The following is a 16,889-nucleotide window of genomic DNA, read 5'->3' on the forward strand; positions in this document are numbered from 1 at the left end:
GCGATGAGTTCTACCCTCACGCGGGCAAACTCCGTGTGTTTCCCGCCAAGTCATGCCCTGAAACCCATCGGTGAATGTGACGTGCGCGACGACTGACCCTCCCGGACTGCGCCAGAGGTGCAGGGAGGCGTAGCCTTTATTCCCGCTGTCCACCACCTTAGGAAGCGGAAGAGGGCGGTTGCCGCCGTGTCGCTACAGTCCCCCAACAGCTCGAGCATCTCGACCGACCAGGAGGGGCAGGGAAAGAACCCTGCCGCTGCGTTCGGTCCCAATGAGTGGCTCGTCGACGAGATCTACCAGCAGTACCTCCAGGACCCGAACTCGGTAGACCGAGCCTGGTGGGACTTCTTCGCCGACTACAAGCCGGGCGGTGCCACGGCGCCGAGCCAGCCGGCGGAGGGCTCTGCCCCCGCTCCGGCCGCCCCGGCCACCACACCTGCCACACCTGCCGCTACGAGTGCTCCCGCAGGCTCCCCGGCGCAGGAGAACGCGGCTCCCGCCGCGGCCCCGCAGAAGCCCGCGCCGGCCCCGGCGAAGCCTGCCGCGAGCGCTCCGGCGCCCGCGAAGCAGGCCGCCCCGGCCAAGTCCGCGGCACCGGCCAAGGCGAAGGCCGGGGCCGATGACGCCGCGGAGGCGCCGGCCGGACCGGAGCTGGTCACCCTGCGTGGCCCCTCGGCCGCGGTGGCGAAGAACATGAACGCCTCGCTGGAGCTGCCGACGGCCACGTCCGTCCGCGCGGTGCCGGTGAAGCTCCTGTTCGACAACCGCATCGTGATCAACAACCACCTCAAGCGCGCCCGCGGTGGGAAGGTCTCCTTCACCCACCTCATCGGGTACGCGATGGTGCAGGCCCTCAAGGCCATGCCGTCGATGAACTACTCCTTCGCGCAGAAGGACGGTAAGCCGACACTGGTCAAGCCCGAGCACGTCAACCTCGGTCTGGCCATCGACCTGGTGAAGCCCAACGGCGACCGCCAGCTCGTCGTCGCCGCCATCAAGAAGGCCGAGACGCTGACCTTCTTCGAGTTCTGGCAGGCCTACGAGGACATCGTCCGCCGGGCCCGCGACAACAAGCTGACGATGGACGACTTCACTGGAGTCACCGCGTCGCTGACGAACCCGGGCGGCATCGGCACCGTCCACTCCGTGCCCCGCCTGATGCCCGGTCAGGGCCTCATCCTCGGCGTCGGCGCGATGGACTACCCGGCCGAGTTCCAGGGCACGTCCCAGGACACGCTGAACAAGCTCGGCGTCGCCAAGGTCATGACGATGACCAGCACGTACGACCACCGCGTGATCCAGGGCGCCGCCTCCGGCGAGTTCCTGCGCATCATGAGCCAGCTGCTGCTCGGCGAGAACGACTTCTTCGACGACATCTTCAAGTCGCTGCGGATTCCGTACGAGCCGGTCCGGTGGCTGCGGGACATCGACGTCTCGCACGACGACGACGTCACCAAGGCCGCCCGGGTCTTCGACCTGATCCACTCCTACCGGGTCCGCGGCCACGTCATGGCCGACACCGACCCGCTGGAGTACCACCAGCGCAAGCACCCCGACCTCGACATCATCGAGCACGGCCTCACCCTGTGGGACCTGGAGCGCGAGTTCGCGGTCGGCGGCTTCTCCGGCAAGTCCATGATGAAGCTGCGCGACATCCTGGGCGTGCTGCGCGACTCGTACTGCCGCACCACCGGCATCGAGTTCATGCACATCCAGGACCCCAAGCAGCGCAAGTGGATCCAGGACCGGGTCGAGCGCAGCCACAAGTCGCCCGAGCGCGAGGAGCAGCTGCGCATCCTGCGGCGGCTGAACTCCGCCGAGGCGTTCGAGACCTTCCTGCAGACGAAGTACGTCGGCCAGAAGCGCTTCTCGCTGGAGGGCGGCGAGTCCGTCATCCCGCTGCTGGACGCGGTCATCGACTCCGCGGCCGAGTCGCGGCTGGACGAGGTCGTCATCGGCATGGCCCACCGCGGCCGGCTGAACGTCCTCGCCAACATCGTCGGCAAGTCCTACGCACAGATCTTCCGGGAGTTCGAGGGCAACCTCGACCCGAAGTCGATGCACGGCTCCGGCGACGTGAAGTACCACCTGGGCGCCGAGGGCACCTTCACCGGTCTGGACGGCGAGCAGATCACCGTCTCGCTGGCCGCGAACCCCTCGCACCTGGAGGCCGTCGACCCGATCGTCGAGGGCATCTCGCGCGCCAAGCAGGACATCATCAACAAGGGCGGCACGGACTTCACCGTCCTGCCCGTCCAGCTGCACGGTGACGCGGCCTTCGCCGGCCAGGGTGTGGTCGCCGAGACGCTGAACATGTCGCAGCTGCGCGGATACCGCACCGGCGGCACGGTGCACATCGTCATCAACAACCAGGTCGGCTTCACCGCCGCGCCGGAGTCGGCCCGCTCCTCCATGTACGCCACCGACGTGGCCCGCATGATCGAGGCGCCGATCTTCCACGTGAACGGTGACGACCCGGAGGCCGTGGTGCGTGTCGCGCGCCTCGCCTTCGAGTTCCGCCAGGCGTTCAACAAGGACGTCGTCATCGACCTGATCTGCTACCGCCGTCGCGGCCACAACGAGTCCGACAACCCGGCCTTCACGCAGCCGCTGATGTACGACCTGATCGACAAGAAGCGCTCGGTGCGCAAGCTCTACACCGAGTCGCTCATCGGTCGCGGCGACATCACGCTGGAAGAGGCCGAGCAGGCGCTGCAGGACTTCCAGGGACAGCTGGAGAAGGTCTTCACCGAGGTCCGCGACGCGACCACGACTCCGGCCTCCCCCGAGGTGCCGCAGCCGCAGGCCGAGTTCCCGGTCTTCGTCGACACCGCGATCTCCCAGGAGGTCGTCAAGCGGATCGCCGAGTCGCAGGTCAACATCCCCGACCGGGTCACCGTCCACCCGCGTCTGCTGCCGCAGCTGCAGCGCCGGGCGGCCCAGGTCGAGGACAACACCATCGACTGGGGCATGGGCGAGACCCTCGCCATCGGCTCGCTGCTGATGGAGGGCACCCCGGTCCGGCTCGCCGGCCAGGACTCCCGCCGCGGCACCTTCGGCCAGCGCCACGCGGTGCTGATCGACCGGGAGACCGGCGAGGACTACACCCCGCTGCTCTACCTCTCCGAGGACCAGGCCCGCTTCAACGTCTACGACTCGCTGCTGAGCGAGTACGCGGCGATGGGCTTCGAGTACGGCTACTCCCTGGCCCGCCCGGAGTCGCTGGTCATGTGGGAGGCGCAGTTCGGTGACTTCGTCAACGGCGCCCAGACGATCGTCGACGAGTTCATCTCCTCCGCCGAGCAGAAGTGGGGCCAGACCTCCGGCGTCACCCTGCTGCTGCCGCACGGCTACGAGGGCCAGGGCCCGGACCACTCCTCGGCCCGGATCGAGCGCTTCCTCCAGCTCTGCGCGCAGAACAACATGACGGTCGCCATGCCGACCCTGCCGTCGAACTACTTCCACCTGCTGCGCTGGCAGGTCCACAACCCGCACCACAAGCCGCTGGTCGTCTTCACCCCGAAGTCGATGCTGCGTCTGAAGGCGGCGGCGTCGAAGACGGAAGAGTTCACGACGGGCGGCTTCCGCCCCGTCATCGGCGACTCCACGGTCAAGGCCGAGGACGTCCGCAAGGTCGTCTTCTGCTCCGGCAAGGTCTACTACGACATCGAGGCGGAGCGCGAGAAGCGCGGCGCGAACGACACCGCGATCATCCGCATCGAGCGGCTCTACCCGCTGCCCGGCAAGGAACTGCAGGCGGAGATCGCCAAGTTCCCGAACGCCGAGAAGTACCTGTGGGCTCAGGAAGAGCCGGCGAACCAGGGTGCCTGGCCGTTCCTCGGCCTCAACCTGATCGACCACCTCGACCTGGCCGTCGGCGCGGACATCCCGCACGGCGAGCGCCTGCGCCGCATCTCGCGGCCGCACGGTTCCTCGCCGGCCGTCGGCTCCGCCAAGCGCCACCAGGCGGAGCAGGCACAGCTGGTCGCGGAGGTGTTCGACGCGTAGGCGTCGACGCCACCGTTGGCACCGAACGCACCGAAGGGCCCGCTCCCCGCTTCTGCGGGGGACGGGCCCTTCGGGCTGTCGCGGTCTCTCCGTGGGCCGGGCCGGTCGGTCGCCGGTCAGTCGCCGCTCGTGAGCCCCGCCGGAGCGTCGTCGTAGTAGGCGACCGCTTCGGGGCCGCGCTCTGCCCGCCGCTGCAGGACGGCGACCACGTCGGACAGCACCGGATGGTCGGTACGGCCGCGCAGCGCGGCCAGATCGGGGCGTCCGAAGTCGGGCAGCTCCTCGCTGCGCGGCGCGGGCGTCGCCGGCGTGCCGCCGGCATGGTGATCCAACACGGTTCTCCCTCCGGGGGACCCCTCGCACCGCCCGGCTATACGGGCTGCGGTTCGAAATCCCAGTACGGGCGCCGGCGGCGCCGGGCGGACAGGGTGTGCGGGTGTTCTGCGCCCAGCGTGTCGGTGAGCTGCTGGACGGCTTCCTGCTCCAGCTTCGCCGCCTCCTGCCCGCGGCGCAGGGCCCGCAGATCCTCGGCCAGCGCCGACTTGGCGGAGAGGGTCAGCGGGTGGGTGTCGCCGAGCGTCACCTTGGCCCGCTCCAGTGTGTCGCGGCCCAGCTCAAGGGCGCCTTCCTCGTCATCGGCCCGGTTGCGGGCGGCTGCGGCATTCAGCGCGCAGCCCAGCGTCCACGGATGATCGGGGCCCATGGCGCGGGTCATCCCGCTCAGCGCGCGTTCGGCGATGTCCAGCGCCTCCGTGAGGTCCCCGAACTCCCCCCGGACCAGACCGGTGTTGCCCAGGGTGCCGACGGTGTAGGGGTGATGTTCGCCGGCGAGGGCCCGATAGCGCTCGGCGACCTCCTCGGCGAGGTCACGGGCGTGCCCGAGGTCGCCGTGTTCGCGGAGGAAGGTGGCGTAGTCGGCGCGGACCATCAGCGTCTCGGGGTGCCTCGGCCCCTGCACCCGGCGGGAGCGGTCGACGAGGTCGGCCATCAGCGCGTCGGCCCGTGCCACCTCGCCGGAGCGGCGCAGGCAGAGCGCGAGGTTGTGCTCGGCGCGCAGTGTCTGCGGGGTGTGCGCGCCCATCACCTGGAGGTGGAGCCGGGCGTTGAGCTCCTGGCTCGACGTGGCGTCGCGGTAGCGGCCGAGCAGCCGCAGCATCCGGGCGTAGGAGGTGCCGGCGTTGAGCGTGAGGTGGTGGCGGGCGCGCAGTTCGCGCTCCCGGAAGGCCAGCACGTCGCGGTGCGTGACCAGCGCCTCCTCGTACCTGCCGAGCAGCGCGAACACCGAGCCGAGGTTGTGACGCGAGGAGAGGGTGCGCGGGGCCTCGGGGCCGAGCAGCGCGGTGTACGCCCGCCAGACGGCGTCGAAGAGGGTGTACGCCTCGTCGTACGCGCCGAGCGCCATCAGGGTGCCGGCCAGGCCGTCCTGTGCGCGCAGCAGGTCGGCGTCGGAGGCGTCGCGTTCCGCGGCGAGCTGGTCGACGACGGCGCTGCCGACCGCCTCGGCCTCGCGGTACCGGCCCAGTCGGCGCAGCATGTTGGCGTGCTGGTGGGTGAGCACGAGCATGGTGCGGCGGGTGGGCTCCATGCGGGTGCGCCAGCGGGAGATGAACTGCTCGCACAGCCGCAGGCCCATGCGGTACTCGCCGCGGACCCGGAGGTATTCGATGCAGTTCAGCAGCAGTTGCTGGACGGCCGGGTCGGGGCTGTCGAGGACGCCGGCCCACTCCAGATGCGGGATGAGCTCGGCGTAGCGCTCCCAGCAGCGCGTGTCCGAGGGGTTCTGCGGGTCGGCGGTGACCAGCACCCGGCAGGCCGTGGCCGACATGTGGTCACGTTCGTCCTCGGTCATGTCGCTGCGCAGGAACCGGTGGTAGAGCCGGTGCATCTGCGCGGTCTCGACGGCCGGGTCGGAGTCCTGGGAGAGCTGGTAGTCGAGCCGTACGGCGGTGGACTCGGTCAGCCGGCGCAGCGCGGTGTTCCAGCTGATCGGCTCGGCGGCGAGGTCCGCGAGGTGTTCGGGGAGGTCGCCGCGGCGGGCCTTGGCGAGCATCGGGACGGGGATGGCGTCGGGGGTGAAGAAGGCGAACAGCTTGAGGAGTTCGACGGCCGCGGGGCTGCGTTCGCGCAGCGTGTTGAGAGTTATGGCCCAGCTGGTCTGGAAGGCCATCGGGTAGTCGGAGGAGATGCGGATGCCGACGAGGCTCGGCTCGCCCCGGCGGATCAGCTCGATGTACTCCTTGGGGGACATCGGGTTGGCGTCGAGCCAGGCGGCGGTCTGGGCGAGCAGCAGCGGCAGGTCCTGGACGGCGTCGGAGAGCAGGTCGGCTTCCATGGGCGTCAGCCGGTGGGCGCGCCGCCTGGCGTAGGCGACGCTCTCGACGCGGGTGAAGGGCCGCACCTCGATCTCCTGGGCGCTGCCGGAGCCCGACCAGTCGCGGGTGAGGGTGGTGATCAGGACATGGCCGCGGCCGTCGGGGACGAGGTCCTCGATCTGCTCCATGTCGTCGGCGCTGTCGAAGATCAGCAGCCAGCGGCGGTAGGGGCGGCCGACCCGCAGCGCTTCGTGGACCGCCCGGATGCGATCGCCCAGCTCCTGGCCCACCGGCAGGCCCAGGCGGGTGGCCAGCTCGGCGAGCTGTTCGCGGGCGGCGCCGCGGTTGGTGGCGCTGATCCACCACACCACGTCGTAGTCGTTGCCGAAGCGGTGCGCGTACTCGGCGGCGATCTGGCTCTTGCCGACGCCGGAGATGCCGTAGAGCGCGATACGGGTCTCCAGCGGAAGGCCCGATCCGACCGTGCCGCCGGCGAGCTTGCCGTGCAGTTCCTCGAGGACGTCGTCGCGGCCGGTGAAGCGGTTGTTGCGGCGCGGGATGTTCCAGACCTCGGGCGGGTCGTTGGGGAAGCGCGGGGCGTCGGGGGACGGCGCGGCGCGGGTGCCTCGGGCCGGGGTGACGCCGAGGCGCTGCAGCACACGGCGGTTGGCCTCGATCGCGTCGAGGTCGCGCAGGTCTGCGGGGCGCAGCATGGCGGCGGTGGCGGGCAGCTTCTGGCTGGCCACGCTCACGGCCGCGAAGCGGTCGGCGTGCGGCGGCACGACATCCTGGAGAGCGGCGGTCCACTCCTCGGGGCTCTTGGGCCCCAGCCGGAAGTACCAGTCGTCCAGCACCATCAGCAGGCGGCCCTCGGCGGCCAGCAGGCCGGCCAGCTCGTCGGCGAGCGGGCTGTCCGCGGCGGGGTCCCAGCGCAGCAGGGTGGTGCCGTGGCCCAGCTGCTCCAGCTGGTGCGAGATCCAGGCCGCCCAGGGCCGGTTGAATCCCGCGTAGCTGATCGTGATGTGCTCGTTGGAGCCGGGACCAGAAACGATGGACTGATCGACCATGCGACCGTCTCCCTGGGATGCGGTGGTGCGCGCGTGCAGAGGCTGATGCGAAAGACCCGACCTGGCTCTTCGGCACGATAGCCCAAGTGTCCTCCCATATGACGACAGTGCGTCAGGTCATGTTGTGGGTGCGTCAGTTGAGGGCGACGGTGGCGTCGAGGCGGGCGGCGATGTGCCGGATCAGGCGTTCCAGGTCGGCGCAGTACACGGACGGGTTACCGAATCCGCCGGCGCCGGCGCGGTAGCGGTGCGCGTAATTGCCACCGCCGCACACCTCCATCAGGGCGCAGCGGCGGCACTGCGCGCCGAGCCCGTCCCGGCCGCGCCGGCGGGCGGCCATCCCGGGGTGGTCCAGTGCCTCGTCGAAGGTGTTGCGGAAGACGTCAAGGCCGGTGGCGGCGGCGCCGTCGTAGGTGGATTTGAGCGAGTCCACCTGTTCGATGGCGCCGTCGGTGTCGACCACCAGGGCGACGACCGGGGAGAGTCCGACCGCCTCGCTGGAGCTGGGGCGGCCCAGGAGGAGGCCGAGAATCTCGGTGAACACCCGCACCCGCGGGCCGGGGCCGCCGTCCCACCAGAGGTCGAAGACGGTGCAGAGCCAGTCGCCGTACGGGGTGGGGCCCGCGGGACCCGGCGGGAGCGGTGGCGGGCTGGACCAGTTGGCGTGCGGCAGGAGGAAGTCGAGCATCGGGGGGTCGAGCGCGCGCAGCGAGCCGTAGACCTCCGCGGGGTCGGCGGTGATGTCGATGGTGCACAGGATGCCGGCGAAGACGTCGGGGCGGGCACCGAGCAGGCGTACGGCGCGGGAGACCGCCGGCCACGAGGGGCGTCCGGCGTGGTCGAGGCGTCGGCGGTTGAGGCCGGGGGTGCCGCCGTCGAGGCTGAGGCCGAGCCGGAAGCCGGCGGCGCCGAGGGTGTCGAGGGTGTCCTGGGTGAGCAGCGTGCCGTTGGTCTGGACACCGAATTCGGCGGCGCAGTCGGCGGGCAGCGCGGCGCGGATGGCGGCGGCCTGTTCGAGGAGCGGGCCGGGGCCGGTGAGCAGCGGCTCGCCGCCGTGCAGATCGATGCGCAGGTCGCGCAGGTGGTGGGCGCGGGCGTGTTCGGCGATGCGCAGCGCGGTCTGCCGGACGGTGGCGGCCGGGACGAGCTGCGGCCGGTCGCGCCAACTGCGGTCCGGCCCGGCGTAGATGTAGCAGTAGGTGCAGGCGAGGTTGCAGCGGCTGTGGATCTTCAGGACGAACTGCCGGAAGGGTACGGCGGTGGCCCGGCTCGTCTGTTCGCCCCCCACTGCGCCGCCCCCTGCTCTCGTCGGCGTCCGGGATCGACAGCTCCGGCCCGCTGTCTGATACATGACTCCACCATCGAACGGGGAACCGAATATCCCCGATAACTGGCCGGTTCCGTGGGGCGTTTGCCCAAAAACCAACGTTCCCGACCGTCAGCGCAGCAGCTTCCCCGGCCCGTCCTCGTAGTACGCCACCGCGTCCTGGGCGGAGGGCCAGTTGCGCAGCAGCAGGGCCGCGACCTCGCCGAGGACCGTGTGGTCCGTCCGCGCCGCCAGAACGGCCACGTCGACGCCCCGGAAGTCCGGCAGCGGTTCGGCCGACGGGCCGGACGCGGCCGGTTCGGTGGGGGGAATGGACGCCACGCTGCTCTCCTCTGGGCCGGCTGGACGGGGTGTTCCCGAACTCCCGTCCACGAAAACACGTTCCGTGGTGGACGGCCAGGCAGCCGGCCGGGTGCTCGGGGGGCGGTCAGGCGGTGGATTCGAGGGCGCGCATACGGGCGCGGGTGCGCTGGGCTTCCGGGCCGGAGTCCTCGCCCGCCCGCTGCCACTGCTCCCAGCTCTCGCGGTAGGCGTGCAGCGCGGACAGCGGGCCGGCGGTGTCCTCCAGCACCTCGGCGCGCCGGTGGTGGGCACGGGCGGCCAGCAGGGCGCTGCCGGCCCGGCGGGCGTCGGCGGCGGCGCGGCGGTAGCAGGCAGCGGCGCGGTCGTGCCGTTCCCTGGAGTCGAAGCGCCGGTCCAGGAGCAGCTGGACATCGCCCACTTCCAGCCACGCCTCGGCGGACACGACCGGGACGTCGGAGCCGCGTGCGGCGAGTTCCAGGATCCAGTCCGCCTCGTGCAGATCGGCGAGCGAGGGCTGGCGTTCGTGGCGCAGCCGCAGGGCGCGGCCGAACAGCAGACGGTGGCCGGCGAGGTCGGGATCCTGCGGCGCGACCCGGGCCAGGGCCTCACGCAGCACGTGTACCGCCTCGTTGGCGAGCCGCTTGCCGGGCTCGGCGGCGGGCTCCAGACGGGCCCGTACCAGCAGGGCGGCGCCGCGTTCGGCGAGCAGGGAGCTGTGCTCGGGGGAATCCGGGGTGGTCAGGCGGAGCGCGGCCGCCAGGGCGGCGATGGCGTCGTCCAGCGCGGCCAGGGCGCCGGTGCGGGTGTGTGCGGCACGCTGCGCGGCCGCGATCCGGCGCAGGCTGTCGGCCTCCAGCTCCGGCACCGCCAGCTCATGGGCGATGGCGCGGGCGCGTTCGAGGGTGGGCAGCACCGAAGGCAGGCCCGCGCCGCCGCTCAGCGAGCGCGCGGCGGCCAGGTCCAGCAGCGTCTCGCAGACCAGCCGGTCCGCCGCGCTGCCGCGGCGGCGCAGCAGGACGGTGGCGGTGTCGAGATCGTCCGCGGCGCGGACGGCCAACGCGTCGGCGGGCTGCGGCCTCGCGGTGGGGCCTTCGGCGGCGCGGCGGGCCTGGTCGAGCAGGACCCCGCCGCGCGCGGCGTAGACCTCGCCGGGGACCTGCTCGCCGCTCGGCCACTGGTCGAGCAGGGTGGTCAGGGAGCGTTCCGCCTCGTCGAGGGGGTCGGGCGCGGGGGTGAGCGCGTCGGGACGAGCCGGGCCCTCGCTCGCGGTGGCGCCTGCGGAGGGCGGGCGCGCGGGGGTGGGCAGCGCGGCAAGCCGGCGCAGTACCTGGGTGCGTAACACCATGCTCTCCAGGACACGGGGGTCGAGCAGGCTCATCAGCCCACAGGCGGCGTGCAGATGGCGGGCGGCGTCCTCCAGGGCGTCGCGCTCCTCGGCCGGGGCGCCGGCGGCGCGGCGCTCCTGCGCGCGGGCGTGCCGCACCCGGCCCAGCACGATCAGCGCCCGGGTCCGCTCGGCGTCGCCTCCGGCGCTCCCCCGGGCCGCCTCACCGGGCTCATCGCCCTCCACGTCGGCGTCGTCCAGCCGCTCCTCGGCTTCGGCTGCGCGCACCGCGCGTTCGGCCTCGTCCAGCGCGTCCGGCTGCCGCCACTTCGCCCAGGCGTGCAGCAGGGCGCGGGCGAGGTCGGTGCCCGCCGGGGGCAGTCGCCTGGCCGCCGCGCGCAGCAGGCGCACCGCCTCGATCAGGTCACGGACCGCGCGGTGTTGCTCGTAGCGCTCCAGGAGGGCGGCGCCTTCCGCGGCCGGGCCGTCGGAGACGTACGGTGGCCGGTCGGGCGGGCGCAGCGCCGGCTCGAAGCGGCGCAGGACCCGTTCGGAGACCCGTGCGAAGGGCTCGGGGACCGCCCGCTGGCCGGTCTCCGGCTCCCGGCTGCTGCCGGAGAGCATCGCGACGGCGACGGCCGGGAAGTTGCGCGCGCTGCGGCCGAAGGTGCGCTCGATGTAGAGCGAGCAGTGCTTGAGGACCAGCGCGGCCTCACCCGCGCTGAGCCGGCCGAGCAGTTCGTCGCGCACCCCGGGGAGGAAGTCGTACCACGGGCCGCTCGTAGCCCCCGCGGGCCCCGACGGCAGCTCCTCCGGCGGGAGTTGGGTGACCAGTCCGCTGAGCAGCACCTCGGCGAGCTCCGCCGGGCCGGTGTGCGGCAGCATGGCCCGCTGGACGAGCTGGATGACGGGCAGGGCCAGGGGGACGGCCGACAGATGGACGGCGAGCAACCGGGCGGCCGGCGAGGCGAGCTGGTCGAACTCCCGCACCATGCGCGACGGTTCGGCCCGAGTAGGCCGCTCCCGGCCGCGCTCGGCGGGCTCGGCGCCGTGGTCGGCGCGGACGACGGAGGCCGCGCCGCGCAGCGAGAGCCCGGCGTCGGCGGCGGCCAGCCGCGCCCAGGCGCCGAGGGCGGAGGGGGTCGCGGAGAGCACCGGTATGGCGCGTTCGCGGGCGGTTTCGGTGGACCGGCCGGGCGGTGCCGATGCCCGGCGGCGGCGTCTGGCCGGCCGGAAGTCGAGGGCCTGGTAGGGGCCCTGGCGGCGGACGAGGGTGCCTGCGGCGGCGGGCAGGAGGGTGCGGGCCCACATCCGCTGCGGTAACGGCTGGACGACGGCGAGCGGCGCGTCGGCGGCCCAGCGGTAGAGCAGCCGCTGCATCCGGCCGTCCCGCCAGAGCGGGCCGGCGCAGTCGCTGACGACCAGGGTGAGGTGGTGCCCCGTGGGGTCGTGCAGCTGGTCGGCGGGGCGCAGCGGCCGGTCGGGGCCGGGGGCCGCGGCGACGCCGATGTCCGCGCCCTGCGGGTGGAGGTAGTGCACCGTGACGTCGCGGAAGGCGCCCACCCGCTCGCAGACCTGGCGCAGGTCGTGCAGCATCTGCTCCCAGACCGCCATCGACGACGACCCGTCCATCAGCAGCCGCAGACCGGCCTCGCGGCGGTGCACGCCCCGCAGCACCGGGATGATCAATTCGGCGTGGGCGGACAGTTCGGCGGTGGCCGGCTCGTCCAGCTCCCGGCGGACCGGGGCGACCGGTGGGTGATAGCGCTGGATGGGGCGCAGGGCGCGTTGGAGCGGCAGCAGCCCGGGGAAGGCGGAGGCGATCGGAACGGCGATCTCACCGAGGCGGTGCCGGTCCGGGTCGGGCACCCGCCCCGCCTGCCCGGAGGCAGGAGTCTCTCCCATGTCCCCGGTGCCCCCTGTCTCCAGGGACGGCAGCAGTTCCGCGTCCCGCTCCTGGAGGGCTCCCGGCCCGCCGGACACGGCGGAGGCCGACGGCTCCGCGCTGCCGGCCTCCGCCGTGTCCGCCGGCCCGGCCGGCCCGATGGAGAAAGTGGCCGGATCGCTGCGGTCCGGGCCGTCCGGATCGCCGCCGGCGGCGTCGGATGCGGACGTGCGCGACGCGTCGGGGGTGATCCACTGGGCGAGCCAGAGGGCGTCGGCCATCCCCCGGGCATCGGCGGGCAGTCCCGCCGCGGTCAGCCGGGCGACGAGTTCGTCGAGGGGACCGGGGGACGGCTCCCCGAGGGGCACCGCGCTCACCTCGTCCGATCAAGAGGCCGCATGAGCTCGGCCGTCAGGCGCCGTCGGGTCTCCTCCTCGTCCTCGTCCGTCCATCCGGCCTTCTGGGTGAGGTGGATGGCGTTGAACAGCTGGTCGACCGCGCGCACATCGCCGGGCTCGCGGTCCAGGAACCGGTCGATCACCGGTTCGTAGCGCTCGGCCGCGCCCTCACCGAAGTGCGCCCGCACCATGGCGGCGAGCCGCTCCTTGTCCGGGACGGGGATGTGCAGATGGATGCAGCGCCGCAGCAGGGGCGCCGGGAAGTCCCGCTCGCCGTTGCTGGTCAGCACGATGAAGGGGAAGGCACGGCAGCGCACCCGGCCGTCGCGCACCGTCACCCGCGCACCGTCGTCGCTGAGCACCTGCACCTCGGAGGCGGAACCGGCCAGCCGCTCCAGTTCCGGGATCCGGAACTCGCCCTCCTCCAGGACGTTGAGGAGATCGTTGGGCAGGTCGATGTCGCTCTTGTCCAGCTCGTCGACGAGCAGCACACGGGGCTTGGCGGCGGGCAACAGTGCCGTGCCGAGCGGGCCGAGGCGGATGTAGCGTCCGATGCCGCCGCCGGGCTCGTCGGTGGCGTCCGCGCCGGCCTCCGGCGCGGCGTCCTGTCCGGCTGCCCGGTGCTGAGGGGCGGCGCGGGCGATCTGGAGGTCCTGGAGGCGGCCGATGGCGTCGTAGGCGTAGAGCCCGTCGCGGAGGGTGCTGCGGCTGACGACCGGCCAGCCGAGCACCCGGCCGAGCCCGAGTTCGTACGCGACGGAGTGCGCGAGGGTGCTCTTGCCGCTCCCCGGTGCGCCCGTCACCAGCAGCGGCCTGCGCAGGTAGAGGGCGGCGTTGACCAGTTCGCGCTCGGTCTCGCCGGGCCGGTGGTGGCTGGCCTCCCTGCGCAGCACGCCGAGCCTGCGCTCGGAGGCGGGGTCGAGGGCGGCCGGCGGCGCCACGAGCGGTTCGCCGTCGAAATCGCGCCAGGGTGGCGGTGGCGGAAGGTGCTCAATTCCGTCGTGCGGTGCCCCCGCGCCACGGTAGATGAGCCAGTCGCTCACGTCGGAACTCCTCGTCGCCGGACAGGCATCGGGCAGGAGCGAAGGCCGCGGAGGGCCGCCCGGAGGCCGTCGGCTTCCGCCCCGGTCTCCACCGCGTCCGCCACGAACCCCCACGAAGTATCTCCCACGACGCTATGACAGTACCCATTCGTACGGAAGGTAACGGGGGTGGTTTCCGGTCTCCCCCGGTGCATGTCGGGGCGCCAAGTGCCGTGGTCCGGGCGTGACTTGCCGCACACGGGGCGCAGGGCCCAGGGGCGGGCGCCGGGCGCGTGCCGGATACCCGCCAGTGGAACCGGCCCACGCCGGGCGCGGACGACGGCGCGCGCAGGCGCGGCCGGGCGTGGCCCAGGAGCTGACGCGGAGAACGCCGCGAAGGCGCGGCGCGCGGGGTCTGCGCACGGGCGGTCTCTCCACAGCCGGACTCCGCGCGGGCGGTCTCTGCGCAGCAGCGCTCCGCGCGGCCGGCCCAGCCAACCGGACGGAACTCCGGCGGGCCCCGAGCGCCGTAGCCGCCGGGTCGGTCTCCGCGCTCCGGGGCCGCGCGGCCCGTACCGCCTCACCGGGGTGAGACCTGCGGCCGGTCCGCGAAGAGCCGTGGGATCGGGTCCTCGGGGTCGTCGTAGAGGAGCACCAGATCCCGGGCCCAGTGGGTGCCCTCCTCCGCCGCCTTCGCGCGGACCTCCCTGACCAGCTCCGGGAGCCGGGCCGGGCCGCCGGATCCACGCAGCAACTCCCGCACCCCCCGGTGGAATTCCTCGCACTCGGCGTCACACGACCGCTCGCCGTGGCCGCCGGCCGGCCAGAGCCCGGCGGGGAAGCCGACATCCAGGGCGGCGCCGACCGCGTCCCGTCCGGACCCGTCGGCGACCGAGTGGCAGAGCGCGGGCAGCGCGCCCGCATCCGCCGACTCCAGCAGCCGCCAGACCGCGTCGGCCGCGCCCGAGTCCTGGTGCCCGTGCGGCGCGACGCGCAGCGCGTGCAGCTCGGGCGCGGCGGTGAGGGCGTGCCAGCGGCGCAGCCAGGCCGGGTCGATCTCCTCGCGTCGCCCCTGGTCGCGCAGGATCACCGGGCGCCCCGGGCCGACCGGCCGCGTCCGGGAGGTGCGCCGGGTGGAGGCCGCGACCTCCCAGCGATCGGCCGGTGTGTGCCAGTGGCCTTCGGGGACGGCTACCTCCAGCCGCACCCGGGCACCCGGCCCGGCATTGCTGTCGGCGCGCAGCAGGCGCGCGCCGAGCCGCCGCAGCACCTGCGCCCGCGCCTGCGCGAAGGGCACCCCGCCGTCCGACTCCTGGACGTCGACGCGCAGCCAGCGCCCCTGGCCGTACCCCTCGCTGACCGACCAGTTGAACAGCTCGTGGCCGCCCTCGTCGTAGAACAGCGGCTCGAACTCGACGAGCACGGAGCGTGGCCTGCGCCGTACGGGCCCGATCCTGCGGCGGTCCTGCGGCTGCAGCACCACGGCCTTGGCCTGCACGAACTCCGCCAGCCTCGCGATCTCTTCGCGGACCTGCGCGGCGTCCTCGCCGGGGGCGTCGCGTGCCTCGTCGGCGGTCACCTGGGCCACGATCCGCAGGTAGTGCACAAAGGCACACAGTTCGGTGTACGGGTCGCTGCCCTGGTAGAGCGCGCCGTGGCCGTCCCGCCAGGTGCGCAGTGACCAGACCGCGGGGCGATCGCCGCGGTCCAGCACCTCGCCGACCGCCGCCTCCACGACCAGGGGGTCACGTGGTGCGGGCAGCCGGGCGAGCAGATCGAGCGCCTGCAACCGCTCCTGCACGCCCCACAGCCGGCCGCGCCCCGCCATGATCGCGTGCTGCGCGTCGAACCAGGTGGGGCCGCCGGTCCTGCCGAGGTCCTGCCCGCTCCAGTGCCAGCGGTCGTGCAGGCTCATCAACGCGTGGTACGGGTCGGGGCCCAGGCCCTGGGCGCCCGCCACGAGGTGCTCGGGCCCCAGGCCGCGCAGCGCCGTGACCGGCACCGCGAGCCCGACGTGGTCCTGCTGATGGCGTCCCTTGACGATGCCCACCACTTCGCCGCGGTCGCAGTCGAGCAGCGGACCGCCGGACGCGCCGGGCGTGACCCGGACGTCGCTGCCGAACTGCAGGCCCCTGGCGTCCCGGGCCCCGAAGCGGACCGCGATGAAGGGGTCCACCGCGGCGGCGCGCGCGGCGCGCGCCCCGTCCGCCTCCGGACGGCCGTCCGATCCGCTCGGCGCGCGCGCGGCGCGCACGGCACCCGGCTCGCCGATGTCGCGTACTACGCGTTCCGCGGGCGCGGCGGGCCGGTCGTGCCCGCGGAAGATGTACGCGTCCTCCAGGAGCGTCGCCGGCTGATCGCTGAGCCAGGCGCAGTGATGTGGGGTCTCCGGGTCGAGGAGCCGGCACAGCGCCAGGTCCACGCGGGCGGCGCCCGATCCCGCCGCCGGGTCGGGCCTGCTCAGGTCGTACGCCGGCCGGGCGGCCGCCACCCGCCCGTCGATGACGACTCCGAGGACGCCGTCCGGCCCGAGATCGCGGCGCCGCCCGTCGCTCGCGGCGAGCACATGGGCGCAGGTCAGCACCCAGCCGGGGGCGATCAGCACACCGCTCCCCCACAGCCGGGTGTCCGCCGCGCCGGGCGCGGCGCGCAAGCCGACGGTGGTGCGCCCGGCGTGGTCGAGGAGCTGTGCGGCGGTGGCCCGGTCACCGCGCCCCTGGGCCGGTCCCGCGGGGGTCGCCATCAGCGGCCCGCGTCAGCAGGCTCCCGGCCGTCGGCCGGCCGAGGGGGCACCTCCGGTGCGGGCGGCCCGTCCTCGCGCCGCCAGGTGAGGGTCACCGAGAGGTTCGCCTTCGCCTCGCCGTCCGCGAGCAGCGCGACCGCCTTGCCGGGCTTGGCCGACACCTCCACGCCGAAGGTCACGCTGGTCTCGTGCGGTGCCACCCGCTCGGTGGCCTGGCGGACGCTGGCGGCGACCCCGCCGATCACCTCGCGGAGCCCTTCGACCCGGGCGCCGAGCGCGTCCCAGGCGCCGACGTCCTCGAAGTCCCCGGCGTCCGGGTCGGCGGGGTCGTCGGGGTCGGCGACGTCCAGCCGGGAGACCCGGGCCCAGACCTCCGTGCCGTCGGGCAGTGCGATGCGCTGCGCGCGATCTTGCATCACGGCCTCCTGCTCCCCCATGCGGCAACCATGCATCGCCGCAGGACCGTTGACAGGTGATCAGGTTAGCCCTCGGGTGCCTGT

General features: G+C 73.4%; 9 protein-coding genes. 1 reads left to right on the forward strand and 8 read right to left on the reverse strand.

Annotated elements, in window-relative coordinates; translation table 11 throughout:
• Positions 1–186 precede the first annotated feature (186 nt).
• Positions 187–4,008, forward strand: coding sequence for a multifunctional oxoglutarate decarboxylase/oxoglutarate dehydrogenase thiamine pyrophosphate-binding subunit/dihydrolipoyllysine-residue succinyltransferase subunit (locus ACH4FH_RS24145; RefSeq protein WP_398557958.1), 3,822 nt, complete (start codon positions 187–189; stop codon positions 4,006–4,008).
• A gap of 116 nt (positions 4,009–4,124) precedes the next feature.
• Here the strand turns inward: ACH4FH_RS24145 and ACH4FH_RS24150 are convergent, their stop codons facing one another.
• From ACH4FH_RS24150 to ACH4FH_RS24185, 8 genes are all read right to left on the reverse strand, one after another.
• A complete protein-coding gene (locus tag ACH4FH_RS24150; RefSeq protein WP_398557959.1) occupies positions 4,125–4,343 on the reverse strand; it encodes a YxD-tail cyclophane-containing RiPP peptide in 219 nt (72 codons plus the stop codon).
• Between the two features lie 35 nt (positions 4,344–4,378).
• Complete coding sequence (fxsT, locus tag ACH4FH_RS24155; RefSeq protein WP_398557960.1) at positions 4,379–7,387, reverse strand: FxSxx-COOH system tetratricopeptide repeat protein; 3,009 nt, start codon at positions 7,385–7,387, stop codon at positions 4,379–4,381.
• Positions 7,388–7,520: 133 nt separating this feature from the next.
• On the reverse strand, positions 7,521–8,675 hold the full coding sequence (locus tag ACH4FH_RS24160) for an FxsB family cyclophane-forming radical SAM/SPASM peptide maturase (RefSeq protein WP_398557961.1): 1,155 nt from the start codon (positions 8,673–8,675) through the stop codon (positions 7,521–7,523).
• A 150-nt stretch (positions 8,676–8,825) separates the two neighbouring features.
• Positions 8,826–9,035 carry a YxD-tail cyclophane-containing RiPP peptide gene (locus tag ACH4FH_RS24165; RefSeq protein WP_398557962.1) on the reverse strand — a complete coding sequence of 70 codons (210 nt, stop codon included), beginning with the start codon at positions 9,033–9,035 and terminating at the stop codon, positions 8,826–8,828.
• Positions 9,036–9,141: 106 nt separating this feature from the next.
• Positions 9,142–12,603 carry an SAV_2336 N-terminal domain-related protein gene (locus ACH4FH_RS24170; protein WP_398557963.1) on the reverse strand — a complete coding sequence of 1,154 codons (3,462 nt, stop codon included), beginning with the start codon at positions 12,601–12,603 and terminating at the stop codon, positions 9,142–9,144.
• Entirely contained in the window at positions 12,600–13,667 is a 1,068-nt protein-coding gene (locus ACH4FH_RS24175) for an AAA family ATPase (RefSeq protein ID WP_398557964.1), read from the reverse strand. The genes ACH4FH_RS24170 and ACH4FH_RS24175 overlap by 4 nt, the downstream gene beginning before the upstream one ends.
• Positions 13,668–14,226: 559 nt before the next feature.
• Positions 14,227–16,389, reverse strand: a complete 2,163-nt coding sequence (locus ACH4FH_RS24180) for a trypsin-like peptidase domain-containing protein (protein ID WP_398557965.1) — start codon at positions 16,387–16,389, stop codon at positions 14,227–14,229.
• Positions 16,389–16,826: a CU044_2847 family protein gene (locus tag ACH4FH_RS24185; protein WP_398557966.1), complete on the reverse strand. Its 438-nt coding sequence runs from the start codon at positions 16,824–16,826 to the stop codon at positions 16,389–16,391. Before ACH4FH_RS24185 ends, ACH4FH_RS24180 begins: the two co-directional genes overlap by 1 nt.
• Positions 16,827–16,889: the final 63 nt, after the last annotated feature.

The organism is Streptomyces sp. NPDC017993 (assembly GCF_044328065.1).
Taxonomy (GTDB): Bacteria; Actinomycetota; Actinomycetes; order Streptomycetales; family Streptomycetaceae; genus Streptomyces.

Bases quoted from the DNA above. Each gene is read 5' to 3' on its own strand.
- fxsT (WP_398557960.1), bottom strand. From the start codon at position 7,387: ATGGTCGATCAGTCCATCGTTTCTGGTCCCGGCTCCAACGAGCACATC.
- ACH4FH_RS24180 (WP_398557965.1), bottom strand. From the start codon at position 16,389: ATGGCGACCCCCGCGGGACCGGCCCAGGGGCGCGGTGACCGGGCCACC.
- ACH4FH_RS24185 (WP_398557966.1), bottom strand. From the start codon at position 16,826: ATGGGGGAGCAGGAGGCCGTGATGCAAGATCGCGCGCAGCGCATCGCA.